The sequence below is a fragment of the Robiginitalea sp. genome (assembly GCF_982776155.1).
Genome location: NZ_CEXZKX010000009.1, coordinates 41,413 through 57,277 on the forward strand (window position 1 = coordinate 41,413; position 15,865 = coordinate 57,277).

Here is a 15,865-nt window from a genome sequence, read left to right on the forward strand (position 1 = left end):
TTAAAATATGTAAAAAAATCGTTAATAGCCCTAAAACACTAGGTGCGACATCTCCGAAAACGGTTTCGTGTTAATAACTTTAACAAAATGCGAATGCAATAAAAATCGGTTGGTCTAATTCCACATCCCGCATTGTGAGGCTGTATGTTTTGGGAATGCGCAATCAAATATACAATTTTTTGATTCCGTTTACAATTCATTAATAAACCTTAAGGATTTATGGTTTTTGGGGTGGGGGGCGGTAGTTTGCTGCAGGCAAATATTTCCTTACCTTGACCTGTTGTCCGCAGTCATCGATTCCAGTGAAACCAAAACTCACCTTAAAAGATATTGCCCGGGAACTGGATGTATCCATTTCCACAGTTTCCAAAGCGCTGAAGAACAGCGAGGAAATCAGTACGGATACCAAGGAGAAAATCCAGGCTTTTGCCAGGCTGTACAATTACAAGCCGAACAATATCGCTATCAGCCTCAAAAACAAGCGTACCAAAAATATCGGGGTGATCATCCCGGACATCGTCCACCATTTCTTTACGACCGTTTTCCGGGGGATTGAAAAATACGCGAACCAGCGGGGGTACAACGTAATCGTCTGCATCTCGGACGAATCCTTTGACCGGGAGGTCATCAATATGGAATTGCTGGCCAATGGCAGCATCGACGGCTTTATCATGGCGCTTTCAGCGGAAACCCAGAAGCGGCAGGACTTCAACCACCTGCGGGAGGTCACCGAACAGGGCATCCCCCTGGTGCTCTTTGACCGGGTTACCGATCAGATTGCCTGCGATAAGGTAATTATCGACGATGAGGCGGCCGGCAGGGATGCCACCCGGAGACTCCTGGAAAGCGGCCGCAGGCGGGTTGCCCTGTTCACCACCCAAAGTTATCTGAACGTAAGCGCCAAACGGGAAGTGGGTTACAGGAAAGCCCTGGAGGCTGCCGGGCTTCAGGTAGACCCTGAACTCATCCTGCGCCTCCCGTACCAGTATGAAGAGGAACAGGCAAGCGAAGCATTTTTCAAAAGCCGGAAATTCGACGCTGTACTTTGCGTGAATGAGATTTTCGCCATCCGCGGGATGCGCCTGGCCATCAAGCTCGGGTTGCGGGTTCCGGAGGACGTGGCGTTTATCGGTTTTACGGACGGCATCCTCTCCCGCTATTCCACCCCGAGCCTGACCACTGTGGATCAGCGAGGCGAAGCCATGGGCGAGCGGGCAGCGGAAATGCTGATACAAAAGGTGGAGGACCGTTTTGACGAGGTGGACCCGACCCAGTTCCGGACGGAGGTGATCCCCGTCCAACTCATCGAACGGGAATCGGCAGTTTTGGGAAAGCCGACAAAAGCCGACGGATAGCCACCCGGTTTCCGATTCCGTATTCGTACTGCGGGAGAACGGAATTCCTTTTCTATATTTGGCACGCGACCCCGGGATTCGTCGCCAAACCTTTAAATACCGGAAGCTTCCATGAGAGGATTTATATTTGACCTGGACGGCGTTATTGTAGACACCGCAAAATACCATTACCTGGCCTGGAAGCACCTGGCCGACGAGCTCGGAATAACTTTTACAGAGGAAGACAACGAACGGTTCAAAGGGGTGAGCCGCAAGCGCTGCCTGGAGATCCTGCTCGAAATGGGCGGCATGGAGGTTTCCGGGGAACAGTTCAACCGCTGGCTGCACGAGAAAAACGAAGACTACCTTTCCCATATCAGCAAAATGGACGCCTCGGAGATTCTGCCGGATGTTCCCAGGGTGCTCGATTATCTGCGCGATCGCAACATTCCGATGGCCCTGGGGTCTGCCAGCAAGAATGCGCGTCCCATACTGGAAAAAGTCGGTTTGTTATCGTATTTTAATACCATTGTCGACGGGAATGAGGTGGTGAAGGCAAAGCCGGACCCCCAGGTTTTCCTGCTCGCGGCGGAACGCCTCGGCGTCTCCCCGAATCAGTGCGTCGTTTTTGAGGATGCACTGGCGGGAATCGAAGCTGCAAATAAAGCCGGGATGCAAAGCATCGGGATCGGGGATCCGGACATCCTTACGGAGGCGGACGCAGTTTTCAGGGATTTTACCGAGATCGACGTCGACTATTTACGCGGCCTGTTGGCCGGGAGCCAATAACCAAACAAAGGAAACACATGAATCAGGATTATATCGTACCCGACCCGTGGTCCATCATCGAAGACGGCTATGAGCCGGATCGGGTAAAATCGTCTGAGAGCCTTTTCAGCCTTGGCAATGGCGCCATGGGCCAAAGGGCGAATTTTGAAGAAACCTACAGCGGCCCCACCTTCCAGGGCAGTTACATCGGCGGGGTCTACTACCCCGATAAAACCCGTGTCGGCTGGTGGAAAAACGGGTATCCCGAATATTTTGCCAAGGTGCTGAATGCCCCGAATTGGATCGGGATCGATATCCACATTGACGGGGAGCCACTGGACCTGGCGACCTGCAGCAAAGTGGAAAATTTCCGGAGGGAACTCAACATGCAGGAAGGCGTCTACTACCGGAGCTTTGAGGCGGAACTCCCCGGCGGGACCCGGATTGCGGTAAAAGTCACCCGGTTCCTTTCAATGGAAATCGACGAGGTCGGGGCGATCCGCTATGCCATCCAACCGCTCAACCGGAATGCGGCTATTAGCTTTGAGCCCTACCTGGACGGGGGCATCACCAACGAGGATACCAACTGGGACGACCCCTTCTGGGAGGTCACCTCGGTGGAATCCGAAGGTGCGCGCGCCTACATCGGCGCCCATACGCTGAAGACCCATTTCGATACCTGCACCTTTATGCACGCCGTATTGGAACGGGACGGGAAAGCCGTGGACGGCGACCGGCAGGAAGTCCGGGGGGAAAAACGGATTGGCCACCGCTATACGGCCGATGCTGAAAAAGGCCAGGAACTGGTACTCTACAAATTCGGCGGGTATGCCGCCGACCTGAATCACCCTAAAGGTTCGCTGCGCAAAGCCGCAGACAAAGCCCTGGACCAGGCCCTGTCCCTCGGTTTCGACGGCCTGAAAAAAGCCCAGCAGGATGCCTGGGCGCGCATCTGGGAAATGAGCGATATCACCATCGAGGGGGACGTCCGGGCCCAGCAGGGAATCCGGTTCAATATCCTGCACCTGAACCAGACCTACACGGGGCGCAATTCGCGACTGAATATCGGCCCGAAAGGATTTACGGGGGAGAAGTACGGCGGCAGTACCTATTGGGATACCGAGGCGTACTGTATCCCGTTTTACATGGCCACCAAGGACCAGCAGGTGGCCCGTCAACTCCTCAAGTACCGGTACAACCACCTGGAAAAGGCCATCGAGAATGCGGAAAAACTGGGCTTCTCAAACGGGGCGGCCCTGTACCCCATGGTGACCATGAACGGGGAAGAGTGCCACAACGAATGGGAGATCACCTTTGAGGAGATCCACCGGAACAGCGCCATTGCCTTTGCCATCTTTAATTATTTCCGGTACACGGGAGATTACAGCTACATCCCGGAAATGGGCCTGGAAGTCCTGATCGGGATTGCCCGGTTCTGGCACCAGCGAGCCACGTTCTCAAAAGCGAAGAACAAATATGTGATCCTCGGCGTCACCGGCCCGAACGAATACGAGAACAACGTCAACAACAACTGGTACACGAATTACTCGGCCCGGTGGTGCATCCGCTATGCCATCGAACAACTCGGGAAGGTAAAAGACGGCTATCCGGAGGACTATGACCGGGTGGTGGGTCTGACGAAGCTGAACCCCCAGGAAGTCTCCGCCTGGAAGAAAGTAGCCGACAACCTCTATTTTCCATACAGCGAGGAGCACCGGGTGTACCTGCAGCAGGACGGATTCCTGGACAAGGAGCTGATCACGGTGGAGAACCTGGACCGGAAAGAACGTCCCATCAACCAGAAATGGAGTTGGGACCGGATCCTGAGGTCGCCCTACATCAAGCAGGCCGATACGCTCCAGGGCTTTTATTTTTTCGAATCGGATTTCAGCCTGGACCAGCTCGAGCGGCACTTTGACTTCTACGAGCCCTTCACGGTCCACGAGTCTTCCCTTTCGCCCTGCGTGCACTCCATACAGGCAGCCCGGCTCGGGCGGATGGAACAGGCGTATACATTTTACCTGAGGACTTCCCGCCTGGATCTGGACGATTACAACAAGGAAGTCCACGAAGGGTTGCACATCACTTCCATGGCGGGTACCTGGATGAGTATTGTGGAAGGCTTTGGCGGGATGCGGATTGTGGATGATAAATTGTCTTTTTCCCCGAGGATCCCCAAGGAGTGGAAATCCTACTCCTTCAAGATCAATTTCCGGCACCGGATCATCCACGTCACCGTGGCTCCCGGGCAAACCCGGTTTGAACTCGACGGCAAGGAAGAAATGTCGATTCGCGTGAACGGCAAGCGGGTGGTGCTGACCCCCGGGCAGACCACAACCGTCTGAGCCGTGAAGCGATTCGGAACGGCCGGCCGCCTTACGCTGGCCTTACTAATGCTGATGCTGATGAGCAGTCCCCGGCACGCCGCCGCCCAGATCCGCGTTGAGCCTCCCAACTGGTGGGCAGGAATGCAGTCCGATACCCTGCAACTCCTGATCCACGGCCCCGGGCTGGCCGCCGCAACCGCCCGGGTGGATTACCCGGGGCTGCAACTTGCCGGCACGCATCCGGGGGATAGTCCGAACTACCTTTTCCTGGACCTGGTCCTGGGGCCGGACCTCCTGTCGGGGCCGGCCCGCATCCGCCTGGAGGCCCCCGGCTCTTCGCCTTTGGATCTTGAATACCCCTTCCTGGCCCGGGAGCGCCCTGCCGGTACCTACAAGGGGTTTGGCCCTGAGGACGTCGTCTACCTGATCACCCCGGACCGTTTCGCCAACGGCGACCCGCTGAACGACTCGGTGGCCGGGATGCGCGAAACCCGTGTGGATCGCGCGGATGATTACGCCCGCCACGGAGGGGATATCCGGGGGATTATCGGGCACCTGGACTATCTTTCGGAGATGGGCTTTACGGCTATCTGGCCCAGCCCGCTCCTGACCAACGATATGGAGCGGACTTCCTATCACGGGTATGCGATTACGGACCTGTACGAGGTAGACCCGCGATTCGGGACCCTGGAAGACTACCGGGAACTGGCCGACGCGGCGCGACAGCGCGGCATGAAACTCATCATGGACCAGGTGGTGAACCATATCGGGGTATCCCACTGGTGGATGGATGACCTGCCCTTCGGGAACTGGATCCACGGCCAGGCGGCCTGGGAGAAGGGCGAACCGCCCCGGGTGACGAACCACCGGCGGACCGTCAACCAGGACCCCTATGCCGCAGCCGCCGACCGCCAGCTTATGGACCGCGGCTGGTTTGTGCCTTCCATGCCCGACCTGAACCAGGACAACCCGATGCTCGCCAGGTACCTGATCCAGAATAGTATCTGGTGGATCGAGACCCTGGGGCTCGGGGGCATCCGTCAGGACACCTACCCGTACCCGGAAAAGCACTTTATGGCCCGCTGGGCAGGAGCCATCATGGCGGAGTACCCGAACTTCAATATCGTTGGGGAGGAATGGAGCTACAACCCGCTGCTGGTGGGCTACTGGCAGGACGGCGCCAACAACCGGGACGGGTATCGCTCGCACCTGAGGAGCACCATGGATTTCCCGCTACAGCGCGCCCTGGTGGAAGCCCTGCGCGCGGAGGAAGGATGGGATACCGGGCTGAACCAACTCTACGAAGCCCTGGCAAACGATTTTCACTACGCCCGGCCGGCCGACCTGCTTTTCTTTGGCGACAACCACGACATGGACCGGCTCTTTACGCAGCTGGGGCGGGATATCCGGTTGACGGAAATGGCCCTGGCCTTTATCCTGACAGCGCCCCGAACCCCCCAGGTTTACTACGGGACGGAAATCCTGATGGACAATTCGGAGAAGCCCGGCGACCACGGGAGGATTCGTTCGGATTTTCCCGGGGGATGGCAGGGGGATGCGGTGAATGCATTTACGGGCGAGGGGCTTTCGCCGGCCCAGCTTGGGATGCAGGAAAGCCTGCGCAAACTGCTGAAATACCGGAAAGGCAGCCGGGCCATTCAGGCCGGAGAAACCACCCATTTTGCCCCGGAGGACGGGGTGTACCTGATGGCCCGTGTCCTGGGGGATGAAACGGTGGTACTCGTGATAAACAAAAACGAGGGCCCCGTGCTGCTGGATACCGGGCGTTTTGGCGAACTCGGCCTTGGGGGCGAACAACTGCGGAACGTCCTTACCGGGGCCGGTATACTCTGGGCCGATTCCGTATCTTTACCGCGTAGGGGCGCCTACGTGTTTACCACCCGCCAATAACAAGCGCGGGGCCTCGGGTGCCGCCAACACACTGCCATGAAATCGATCCTTTCCGTCATCCTGTCTTCGCTTCTTCTGGCCTCCTGCGGTCAGGAGCGGCACGCCGATGGCGGGCCAAAAGATATCACTGCCATGAAGAAACCACACAAAGCGGTTGTCTACCAGGTTTTCACCCGTTTGTTCGGGAATACCCAAACCACCAACAAACCCTGGGGGACGCTGGAAGAGAATGGGGTGGGCAAGTTTGCGGACTTTACCCCGGAAGCCCTCAGGGCCATCCGGGACTTGGGGGTGACCCATATCTGGTACACGGGCGTGCCCCACCACGCCCTGGTCACGGATTACTCGGACTACGGCATCTCCCCGGACGACCCGGATGTAATCAAAGGACGGGCGGGGTCCCCGTACGCAGTAAAGGATTATTACAACGTGAACCCGGACCTGGCCACCGACCCGGCCAACCGCCTGGAGGAGTTTCGTGCCCTGGTCCGCCGGACCCATAAGGCGGGCATGCAGGTCATTATCGACATCGTGCCAAACCACGTGGCCCGGAATTACGAAGGGGCCACCACGCCCGAGGGTTCGCAGCCGTTTGGGGCGGATGACGACACCTCTGTAGCCTACCGCCCGGACAACGATTTCTACTACATCCCCGGGGAAGCCTTCCGGGTACCCGAATGGCGGGATGGTTACCAGCCGCTCGGGGGGCAACCGCACCCATTGGCAGACGGCCGCTATGAGGAAGACCCGGCACGGTGGACCGGCAACGGCTCCCGCCTGGCCCAGCCCGATATGAACGACTGGTATGAAACGATCAAGGTAAATTACGGGGTATCCCCGGATGGGGCCTATGCCTTCGACACGCTGCCGGGGGAGTATGCGGAAAGGGATGTCGCCGCCCACCAGGCCTTTTGGGAAGGGCGGGAAGTACCCCCGAGCTGGCAGAAGTTCCGGGACATCGCCCTGTTCTGGATCGGGCTGGGCGTGGACGGCTTCCGCTACGACATGGCCGAGATGGTCCCGGTTGAATTCTGGAGCTATCTGAATTCCGGCATCAAGGCGGCCAACCCGGAGGCTTTTCTCATGGCAGAGGTTTACAACCCGGGGCTTTACCGCGAATACATCCATAAGGGGAAGATGGACTACCTCTACGACAAGGTGGAGCTCTACGACAGCCTGAAGCACATAATGAAGGGATACGGCTGGACGGACCACATCCCGGTGGTCCTTCGCGGACAAACGGACATTGAACACCACCTGCTGCACTTCCTGGAAAACCACGATGAGCAGCGAATCGCCTCCCCGGAATTTGCCGGGGACGCCAGGCTCGGCATGCCGGCCATGGTGGTCTCGGCCACCCTGACCACTTCGCCGACCATGGTGTATTTTGGCCAGGAGGTCGGGGAGCCGGGGGCTGAGGATGCCGGGTTTGGCAAACCCTCCCGCACTTCCATCTTTGATTATATCGGGGTGCCCCACCACCAGCGCTGGATGAATGGCGGGGCCTTTGACGGGGGCGCATCCACCGATTCGGAAAAAGCGCTCCGCGACTTCTACAGCCGCCTGCTCAATTTCACGGTCGGCAGCCGTGCCCTCATGGGGGCATATGCCGACATCCATTACTACAACAAAGAACACACCCCGGGCTACGACCACCGGGTGTATTCCTTCGTTCGCTGGGAAGGGTCCGACCGGCTGGTAATCGTCAGCAATTTTGAGAAGGACCGTTCCTACGCATTCGATCTGCGGCTCCCCGGGGAGCTGATCCGGGAGTGGGGGTTATCCGACGGGACCTATCCGCTGCAGGAAATGTTGTACGGGAACAAGAGTTCGCAGTTAAAAGTGGCAGGTGCGGCAGGGACGGTAGCCCTGGAACTCGACCCGCTGGAATCGCTGATCCTCCGGTTGCCGGAATAAAAAAACCGGCCGGGGATCCCCGGCCGGTCTGCATTTTCCGGGAGTGCAAGCCCGGGCCTCAGGCGGCTTCTTTTCCGGCAGTTGCCTTGTAAACCAGGGCGATAATGACCCCGATAATCGCGTAATAGACGATGTCCAGGACGGCTTCTACCGCGTGGCCGGTGCCGTCCATTATTTTGGACGTGCCGTACATCACCAGGCCCATTCCGACACCGACAAAAAAGCCGATCCAGGCCCCGAACTGGAACCCGCCTCCCGCGCTGTGGTGTCCCCGGGCCCACTTCCCATAGAGCGTACTCATGGCCAGCGCCCCGGCCAGGTTCCCCAGAAGGATCATCAGCATGCTCATCTCCTCTTCACTTTTCATCGCATCCGTAAGGGCGTGCTCCTCAAAAAAACTCATTGTGGCGATTCCCCAGATCAGGTATCCGAGAATAAACATGGCCACCGTTGCGGCAAGCGTTGCCAGCAGATTTTGTTTTGAAAACATGTTTGTAAGGTTAATTGGTTAATAGTGAGTACAATATAGGTATTCTTTCGATTGGCACAGCCAGGGGGTGATGATTTTGGTTGCCGGCACATAGGGCGGGTCGGCAGGAGTTCGTATTTTTATCGGGTTAAAAAATTTGAGCTATGCGATATTTTTGGGCCCTGATCCTGACCCTGATGATGAATGCATGTATATCTACCGGAAACAAGCCCCTGGTCATCGGCCACCGGGGCGCCATGGGATATGAGACGGAAAACTCCATCGCGTCCGTCCAGAAAGCGCTCGACCTGGGGGTCGACATGATCGAAATTGACGTCTTCCGGATCAAAAGCGGGGAGATTGCCGTTTTCCACGACGAAACCGTGGACGAGCTGACCAACGGCGGAGGCCGTATTGAAGAATACAATGCATTCGACCTGCGCCAGCTGATCCTCGAGGGCCGCCACCGGATACCGTTGCTGCAGGACGTCCTGAAAACGATCAAGGCACAGGTTCCCCTCAATATCGAACTCAAGGGTGCCGGCACTTCCGACCGGGTCAACTTTATTACGGACTACTACATCCGGGAAATGGGTTGGACGGCCGACCAGTTCCTGATTTCCAGTTTTAACTGGGACGAACTGCGCGAATTCCGGCGGATCGACCCGGAGGCGCGCATAGCCGTACTCACCGACGGGGACCCCCTGGAGGCGCTGGAGGTAGCCCGGGAGCTCGGGGCCGAGGCGATCAACCCGCATGCCGGGTCGCTGACCCCGGAGAATACTGCAGCCATCAAGGAGACAGGGTTCAGGGTGTACGCCTGGACGGTCAATGACCGGGCCCGTTTTGATGCCCTGGCAGAAATGGGCGTGGACGGGGTATTTACCGACTATCCGGACCGGATGCAATAATGTACGACCTGCTGGTTATAGGGGGCGGTGCCGCCGGGTTTTACGGGGCCATCCATGCAGCGCGGCGGGAGCCCGGGATGCGCATTGCCATCCTGGAACAAAACAAGGAATTCCTTTCCAAGGTACGAATCTCCGGAGGGGGGCGGTGCAATGTGACGCACCGGCCTCTGGAACCGGCTGTCCTCGCCGGCAATTACCCCCGTGGGAACAAGGAATTGATCGGACCTTTCCACACCCATGCCAGCCGGGAGGTAATGGCCTTTTTTGAATCCCTGGGAATCCCGCTCAAGACGGAAGGGGACGGCCGGGTTTTTCCGCAAAGCGATCAATCGGAAAGTGTAATTTCGGCCCTGCTGGAAGAGGCGCGGAAACTGGGAATCCGGATGGAGACGCGTTGCCGGGTCACGGGGATAGCGGAAGCGCCCGAAGGCTCCGGATGGTCGGTGGCCACCGGGAGCGGGGATTTCCAAAGTCGTTACCTGTTGGTGGCGCCTGGGGGCAGCCGGCCGGTATGGGCCCTGCTGGCAGGCCTGGGCCTGCGAATCATCCCGCCCGTACCTTCCCTGTTTACGTTCCGTATCGACGATACAAGGCTCAACGGGCTACAGGGAATTTCTGCCCCCGGTCAAGTGGCAGTCCTCCCGCCCGGCGGAGACGAGGCGCCGGTTGCACAGACTAATTACAGAAAAGCGGCGCGGAAGGGCGAGTTACAAGCCGAAGGCCCGATTTTGATAACCCACTGGGGGCTGAGCGGTCCGGCTGTCCTGAAGCTTTCGGCCTGGGGTGCCCGGTTGTTTGCCGCTACCGGCTATCGGTTCCGGATTCGGGTGAACTGGATGCCGGAATACCACAAGGGTTCCCTGCCGGATTTCCTGGAACAGGTGCGGCAGGCAGACGGACCCCGACTGGTATCCCGTAGCCGCGCTTCGGGACTTCCATCCCGGCTTTGGGCGCGGCTGGTGGAAGCGGCGGGCATCCCGGCAGACCGCCGATGGGCAGAGCTGTCCCGACCCGGGCTTCACCGGTTGGCTGCCCAGTTGACGGATTCTGAATTTGCCGTGGATGGAAAAAGCACCTTCAAGGAAGAATTTGTAACCGCAGGGGGCGTTTCCCGGAAGGAGATCGATTTCAGGACTTTTGAATGCCGCAAACTACCCGGCATGTACCTGGCTGGCGAGGTCCTGGACGTGGATGCGGTCACCGGGGGGTTTAATTTCCAGAATGCGTGGACCGGTGCCTTTCTCGCGGCATCGGCCATTGCCGGGGCAACAGCATCTCAGGCGAGGACCAAATAGGCTGCAGCCGCGAGCAGCCCGCCGAGCAAGGGTCCGAGGATGGGTACCCAGCTATACCCCCAGTGGTCCGTCCTTCGGTTGCGGATGGGCACCAGGCTGTGGATGATGCGCGGGCCCAGGTCGCGGGCCGGGTTGATGGCATATCCGGTGGTCCCGCCCAGGCTCAGGCCGATACCCCAAACCAGCAGGGCCACGGGAAGGGCCCCCAGGGAACCCAGCCCGATCACCGTTTCCGGCTCGCTTAAGGAGGCATCCGTAAAGTAGAGGACGGTAAAAACCAGGACAAAGGTCCCCACAGCTTCGCAGAGCAGGTTGATGGGTTTGTTCATGATGGCAGGTTCCGTGCTGAATACCGCGAGTTTCAGGCTGCTGTCCGCCGTTTGGGCGAAGTGGTCCTTGTGCATTACCCAGACCAGGAAGGCTCCCAGCATGGCCCCGAGCAGCTGGGCCAGCAGGTAGGGGGGGACATCTTCCCAGGGGAATTCCCCGGCGGCAGCCAACCCTACCGTTACGGCCGGGTTGATATGCGCCCCGCTGTACGGGCTGGCCACGACCACCCCTACAAAAACGGCAAAAGCCCATCCCGTGGTAATCACCATCCAGCCGCCTCCATTCCCCTTCGTGCCTTCGAGGACCACATTGGCAACTACCCCGCACCCGAGGAGGATCAAAAGGAATGTGCCGATAAATTCTGCTGTAAACGGTGTCATAGTAGGTGGTTATTGGTTGTCTTTGGACCAGAATTCAATGGCGCGAATAGCGCGTTGCCATCCGCGGATCCCGGCTTCAATGGCTGCCCGGTCTGCGGTGGGGAAAAACCGGCGGTCGGTTTGCCAGATAGACTGGATGGCCCGGGGGTTTTCCCAGTAGCCCACGGCCAGCCCGGCCAGGAACGCGGCACCCATTACGGTGGTTTCCACGATTTTGGGGCGGACCGTTTCGGCATCCAGCACGTCCGCCTGGAACTGCATCATCAGGTTGTTTACCGTGGCACCCCCGTCTACCCGTAGTTCCCGAATGGGTATCCCCGAATCCTTTTCCATGGCCTTGAGGATATCCATCGTCTGATAGGCAATCGACTCCAGGGCGGCCCGTGCCACATGCGCATCGGTACTCCCACGGGTAAGGCCAAAAATCGAACCGCGGGCCTGCTGGTTCCAGTGCGGTGCCCCCAGCCCGGCAAATGCCGGGACCAGGTAGACGCCCCCCGTATCCGGTACGCTGGTGGCAAGCGCTTCGACATCCGAAGATTTTTTAATGATATTCAACCCGTCCCGAAGCCATTGTACCACGGCCCCGCCAATGAATATGCTGCCCTCCAGCATGTAGGTGGTTTCCCCGTTCAGCGTCCAGGCCACCGAGGTCAATAAGTTGTTTTCGGAAACGATAGGTTTGTCCCCGATGTTCATCAGCATAAAACACCCGGTGCCGTACGTGTTTTTGACCATCCCCTTGCGGGTACACATCTGCCCGAAAAGCGCGGCCTGCTGGTCGCCGGCAATGCCGGAAATCGGGATGCCTGCTTTGAGGAAGAATTCGTCGGTCACCCCGTACTTTTCGCTCGATTCGCGTACTTCCGGCAGCAGGGCTTCCGGGATTCCGAGCAATTCGGTGAGTTCCGGGTCCCACGCCATGGTGTGGATGTTGAAGAGCATCGTCCGGCAGGCATTGGTGACGTCGGTAATATGCAACTCGCCCCCGGTCATGTTCCAGATCAGCCAGGAGTCGATTGTCCCCATGAGCAGCTCCCCGTTCTCCGCCCGTTTCCTGGCACCTTTTACATGGTCGAGAATCCAGCGCGCCTTGGTCCCTGAAAAGTAGGAATCGATGACCAGCCCGGTTTTCTCCCGCACCATTCGCTGGTGGCCTGCGGCTTTCAATTCGTCGCAGTAATCCGAGGTGCGCTTGTCCTGCCAGACGATAGCCGGATGGATGGGTTTGCCGCTGGCTTTCTCCCAGATCACCACCGTTTCCCGTTGGTTGGTGATGCCGATGGCCGCAATCTGTCCGGGCTTGAGCCCTTTCCGGGCCAGGGCCTCCGAAGCCATCCCGGACTGGACAGCCCAGATTTCCTCCGCGTCGTGTTCCACCCAACCCGGTTTCGGGAAATGTTGGGCGAATTCCTTCTGGGCCGTGGAAACGATCTCTCCTTTGTGGTTGAAAACGATGGCGCGGCAACTGGTGGTGCCCTGGTCCAGGGCGAGGATGTATTTCTCCATGGCAGGCGGTGGTGTTTCGCTCAGTTTGTTTGTCCTAAAATAGGGGAATTCTTCCTGACGGCATAATCAGTTCAATTGGACGATACGCAGGTTCAGGTAGGCGGCGAATAGGATCCACACCAGGTAGGGGACCAGCAACCAGGCTGCCGTTTTGCTGACCACGCGGAACCATTTGATGGTGAGGATCAGCAGGACCACCAGGGAGCTGATGATCGCGAGTGCCCATACCGGTTCGCGCAGGCCGAAAAATACGAGGCTCCAGGATCCGTTGAGCAGGAGCTGTATCCCGAAATGGTAGAGGGCCGTTTTCACCCACAGGTGGTGGAAGCCGCGAGACCATACGATCCCGGCGGAGATCCCCATCAGTATATACAAGACGGTCCAGATGGGTCCGAACCAGGCGTCGGGCGGTGTAATGGCGGGTTTGGCCAGGGTCGGGTACCAGGATTGCACGGAGGTTTGGGTGGCAAATGAAGCGAGGGCCCCAATCAGTAGGCATATCCCGAGGGATCCCAGCAGCCGCGTGTATTTCTTGTGACCGTGGTGCATTTCCCCAAGGTAGGAAATTTTGCCTTGCTGCTCCGGGCCAAATAGGGCTATATTTGCCAAAAATCCATCGATGGTTTACCAGGAATTCCAGTGTAAAGGGCCCTTAGGCCCCCTCCCTGCCGGGGAAGTTGGCTGGCAGGCGCCGAGCAACATCGCCCTGGTCAAGTATTGGGGAAAGCGGGACGGCCAGCTCCCGACAAACCCGTCGGTGAGTTTTACCCTGGAGGCGTGCCGGACCTCTACCCGGATTGCCTATTCCCCCCTGGAGCAATCGGTAAAGGGCCCCCGTTTCCGGGTGTTCCTGGACGGGTTTCCGGCCCCCGATTTTGAACCGAAAATCCGACAGTTCCTGGAAAGGGCCCTGCCCTATGCGCCTTTCCTCTCGGGGTTGCACCTCGAGATCCGAACGGAAAACAGTTTTCCCCACAGCAGTGGAATTGCCTCCTCGGCCAGCGGGATGGCGGCCCTGGCCTTGTGCCTGGTAAGCCTGGAGGAACAGTTATTGCCCGGGACAGACCCCGGGTATGCCCGGCGTAAAGCCTCCTTCCTGGCCCGGTTGGGTTCCGGTTCGGCTGCCCGGAGTACGGCCGGGGGCCTGATTTTATGGGGCGAGCAGGAGGGTATCCCCGAAAGCACTGACCTCCTTGGGGTACCTTACCCAGGGGAGGTTCACGAAGTATTCCATACGTATCACGACACGATATTGCTGGTGGACAAGGGGCAGAAAACCGTGAGCAGTTCGGTAGGACACGGCCTGATGGACGGGCACCCCTTTGCCGCTGAGCGTTTTGAGCAGGCGCGACGCCACCTCGAGAAGCTCGGTGGGATATTCGCTTCGGGCGACCTGGAAGCCTTCGCCAACCTCGTGGAATCCGAGGCGCTTTCCCTGCACGCGATGATGCTGACCAGCACGCCTTCCTTTATTCTGATGAAACCCGGGACCCTCGAGATCATCGAAAAAATCAGGGATTATCGCCGGGAAACGGGCCACCCCGTATGCTTTACCCTGGACGCAGGGGCCAATGTCCACGTCCTCTACCCGGAGGCCTCGGCCGGCCCGGTTTACAGCTTTATCCGGGAGGAATTGCTGGAGCACTGTGTATCCGGCCAGCACATCTGCGACCGGGTGGGATCCGGGCCGCAACCAATAAAAAATGCACCGGATCGTACGTCCGACAAGGGAATCGGGTAAAGTTTTGTATTTTTGTATCACGTTACCGGCAATTCATGAAAGGACCGCTTTTTTACTCCAAAATCCTGTTATTCGGCGAATACGGGATCATCAAGGACTCCAGGGGCCTTTCCATTCCCTACAATTTCTTTAAAGGAGCCCTCAAAACAGCTGACCCCCTGAAGGGTGCGGCCAGGGAATCCAATGAAAACCTCCGGCGGTTTGCAACCTACCTGGAAACCGTGAGCCGGGAATTCCCCGACACGGGTTTTGACCTGGACCGGTTGCGGGACGATCTGGATGCGGGCCTGTACTTTGACAGTTCCATCCCCCAGGGGTACGGGGTGGGGAGCAGCGGGGCGCTGGTGGCCGCCATCTACGACCGCTACGCCCGGAACAAAGTAACCATCCTGGAAAACCTGACACGGGAGAAACTCCTGGACCTCAAAGGAATTTTCGGGCGGATGGAATCCTTTTTCCACGGGAAGTCTTCCGGCCTCGACCCGCTGAACAGCTACCTGAGCCTGCCGATCCTGATCAATTCCAGGGACCATATCGAATCGACGAGCATCCCCTCCCAGAACCCGGGTGGCAAAGGAGCCGTCTTCCTGCTAGACAGCGGCAGCGTGGGCGAAACGGCCCCCATGGTCCAGATTTTCATGGAAAAAATGAAACACGAAGGTTTCCGGAGCGTAATCCGGGACGAGTTCGTCCGGTACACGGATGCCTGTGTGGAAGATTTTATCAGCGGGAATGTCAAATCGCTCTTCGGAAACATCAAGAAACTCTCCCACGTGGTCCTGGACCACTTCAAACCAATGATCCCCCAGGAATTTCACCAGTTGTGGAAGCAGGGGATTGAGACAAATGCCTACTACCTGAAACTTTGCGGTTCGGGGGGAGGCGGTTACATCCTGGGCTTTACGGAAGACCTGGATAAAGCCAAAAAAGCCCTGAAAGGACACCGCCTCGAGGTCGTCTACAACTTCTAAAC

The 15,865-nt window shown here is 58.2% G+C and carries 13 protein-coding genes; 9 read left to right on the forward strand and 4 right to left on the reverse strand.

What is annotated here, in order from left to right; genetic code table 11:
* Window positions 1-302 precede the first annotated feature (302 nt).
* From AC3DKS_RS13325 to AC3DKS_RS13345, 5 genes are all read left to right on the forward strand, one after another.
* Window positions 303-1,355, forward strand: a complete 1,053-nt coding sequence (locus AC3DKS_RS13325; protein WP_272607108.1) for a LacI family DNA-binding transcriptional regulator — start codon at window positions 303-305, stop codon at window positions 1,353-1,355.
* Between the two features lie 111 nt (window positions 1,356-1,466).
* Entirely contained in the window at window positions 1,467-2,123 is a 657-nt protein-coding gene (gene pgmB / locus AC3DKS_RS13330; RefSeq protein ID WP_015753703.1) for a beta-phosphoglucomutase, read from the forward strand.
* 17 nt (window positions 2,124-2,140) lie between these two features.
* Window positions 2,141-4,447 carry a glycoside hydrolase family 65 protein gene (locus AC3DKS_RS13335; protein WP_272607109.1) on the forward strand — a complete coding sequence of 769 codons (2,307 nt, stop codon included), beginning with the start codon at window positions 2,141-2,143 and terminating at the stop codon, window positions 4,445-4,447.
* Window positions 4,448-4,450: 3 nt separating this feature from the next.
* Window positions 4,451-6,340, forward strand: coding sequence for a glycoside hydrolase family 13 protein (locus AC3DKS_RS13340; protein WP_272607110.1), 1,890 nt, complete (start codon window positions 4,451-4,453; stop codon window positions 6,338-6,340).
* 36 nt (window positions 6,341-6,376) lie between these two features.
* Window positions 6,377-8,257 (forward strand): alpha-amylase family glycosyl hydrolase, encoded by a 1,881-nt coding sequence (locus tag AC3DKS_RS13345; protein WP_015753706.1) that lies wholly within the window; start codon window positions 6,377-6,379, stop codon window positions 8,255-8,257.
* Between the two features lie 58 nt (window positions 8,258-8,315).
* Here AC3DKS_RS13345 and AC3DKS_RS13350 read toward each other — a convergent pair whose 3' ends face one another.
* Window positions 8,316-8,747: a hypothetical protein gene (locus AC3DKS_RS13350; protein ID WP_015753707.1), complete on the reverse strand. Its 432-nt coding sequence runs from the start codon at window positions 8,745-8,747 to the stop codon at window positions 8,316-8,318.
* A gap of 143 nt (window positions 8,748-8,890) precedes the next feature.
* Here AC3DKS_RS13350 and AC3DKS_RS13355 point away from each other — a divergent pair, with 143 nt between their 5' ends.
* Window positions 8,891-9,637: a glycerophosphodiester phosphodiesterase gene (locus tag AC3DKS_RS13355; protein ID WP_272607111.1), complete on the forward strand. Its 747-nt coding sequence runs from the start codon at window positions 8,891-8,893 to the stop codon at window positions 9,635-9,637.
* A complete protein-coding gene (locus tag AC3DKS_RS13360; RefSeq protein ID WP_015753709.1) occupies window positions 9,637-10,932 on the forward strand; it encodes a BaiN/RdsA family NAD(P)/FAD-dependent oxidoreductase in 1,296 nt (431 codons plus the stop codon). Before AC3DKS_RS13355 ends, AC3DKS_RS13360 begins: the two co-directional genes overlap by 1 nt.
* On the opposite strand, the gene AC3DKS_RS13365 is transcribed toward AC3DKS_RS13360, so the two are convergent.
* The 3 genes from AC3DKS_RS13365 to AC3DKS_RS13375 form a co-directional block, all read right to left on the reverse strand.
* On the reverse strand, window positions 10,914-11,642 hold the full coding sequence (locus tag AC3DKS_RS13365) for an MIP/aquaporin family protein (RefSeq protein WP_015753710.1): 729 nt from the start codon (window positions 11,640-11,642) through the stop codon (window positions 10,914-10,916). The genes AC3DKS_RS13360 and AC3DKS_RS13365 overlap by 19 nt on opposite strands.
* Before the next feature lie 9 nt (window positions 11,643-11,651).
* Complete coding sequence (glpK, locus tag AC3DKS_RS13370) at window positions 11,652-13,151, reverse strand: glycerol kinase GlpK (protein WP_474731909.1); 1,500 nt, start codon at window positions 13,149-13,151, stop codon at window positions 11,652-11,654.
* Window positions 13,152-13,217: 66 nt separating this feature from the next.
* Window positions 13,218-13,760, reverse strand: coding sequence for a TspO/MBR family protein (locus AC3DKS_RS13375; protein WP_015753712.1), 543 nt, complete (start codon window positions 13,758-13,760; stop codon window positions 13,218-13,220).
* 10 nt (window positions 13,761-13,770) lie between these two features.
* On the opposite strand from AC3DKS_RS13375, the gene AC3DKS_RS13380 reads away from it, so the two are divergent.
* The gene (locus AC3DKS_RS13380) at window positions 13,771-14,892 is read left to right on the forward strand and encodes a diphosphomevalonate decarboxylase (RefSeq protein WP_015753713.1); all 1,122 of its coding nucleotides are present in this window, start codon (window positions 13,771-13,773) and stop codon (window positions 14,890-14,892) included.
* 35 nt (window positions 14,893-14,927) lie between these two features.
* Window positions 14,928-15,863 carry a mevalonate kinase family protein gene (locus AC3DKS_RS13385; protein WP_015753714.1) on the forward strand — a complete coding sequence of 312 codons (936 nt, stop codon included), beginning with the start codon at window positions 14,928-14,930 and terminating at the stop codon, window positions 15,861-15,863.
* Window positions 15,864-15,865 lie beyond the last annotated feature (2 nt).

Bases quoted from the DNA above. Each gene is read 5' to 3' on its own strand.
- pgmB (WP_015753703.1), top strand. From the start codon at position 1,467: ATGAGAGGATTTATATTTGACCTGGACGGCGTTATTGTAGACACCGCA.
- AC3DKS_RS13335 (WP_272607109.1), top strand. From the start codon at position 2,141: ATGAATCAGGATTATATCGTACCCGACCCGTGGTCCATCATCGAAGAC.
- AC3DKS_RS13345 (WP_015753706.1), top strand. From the start codon at position 6,377: ATGAAATCGATCCTTTCCGTCATCCTGTCTTCGCTTCTTCTGGCCTCC.
- AC3DKS_RS13350 (WP_015753707.1), bottom strand. From the start codon at position 8,747: ATGTTTTCAAAACAAAATCTGCTGGCAACGCTTGCCGCAACGGTGGCC.
- AC3DKS_RS13355 (WP_272607111.1), top strand. From the start codon at position 8,891: ATGCGATATTTTTGGGCCCTGATCCTGACCCTGATGATGAATGCATGT.
- AC3DKS_RS13360 (WP_015753709.1), top strand. From the start codon at position 9,637: ATGTACGACCTGCTGGTTATAGGGGGCGGTGCCGCCGGGTTTTACGGG.
- AC3DKS_RS13365 (WP_015753710.1), bottom strand. From the start codon at position 11,642: ATGACACCGTTTACAGCAGAATTTATCGGCACATTCCTTTTGATCCTC.
- glpK (WP_474731909.1), bottom strand. From the start codon at position 13,151: ATGGAGAAATACATCCTCGCCCTGGACCAGGGCACCACCAGTTGCCGC.
- AC3DKS_RS13380 (WP_015753713.1), top strand. From the start codon at position 13,771: ATGGTTTACCAGGAATTCCAGTGTAAAGGGCCCTTAGGCCCCCTCCCT.
- AC3DKS_RS13385 (WP_015753714.1), top strand. From the start codon at position 14,928: ATGAAAGGACCGCTTTTTTACTCCAAAATCCTGTTATTCGGCGAATAC.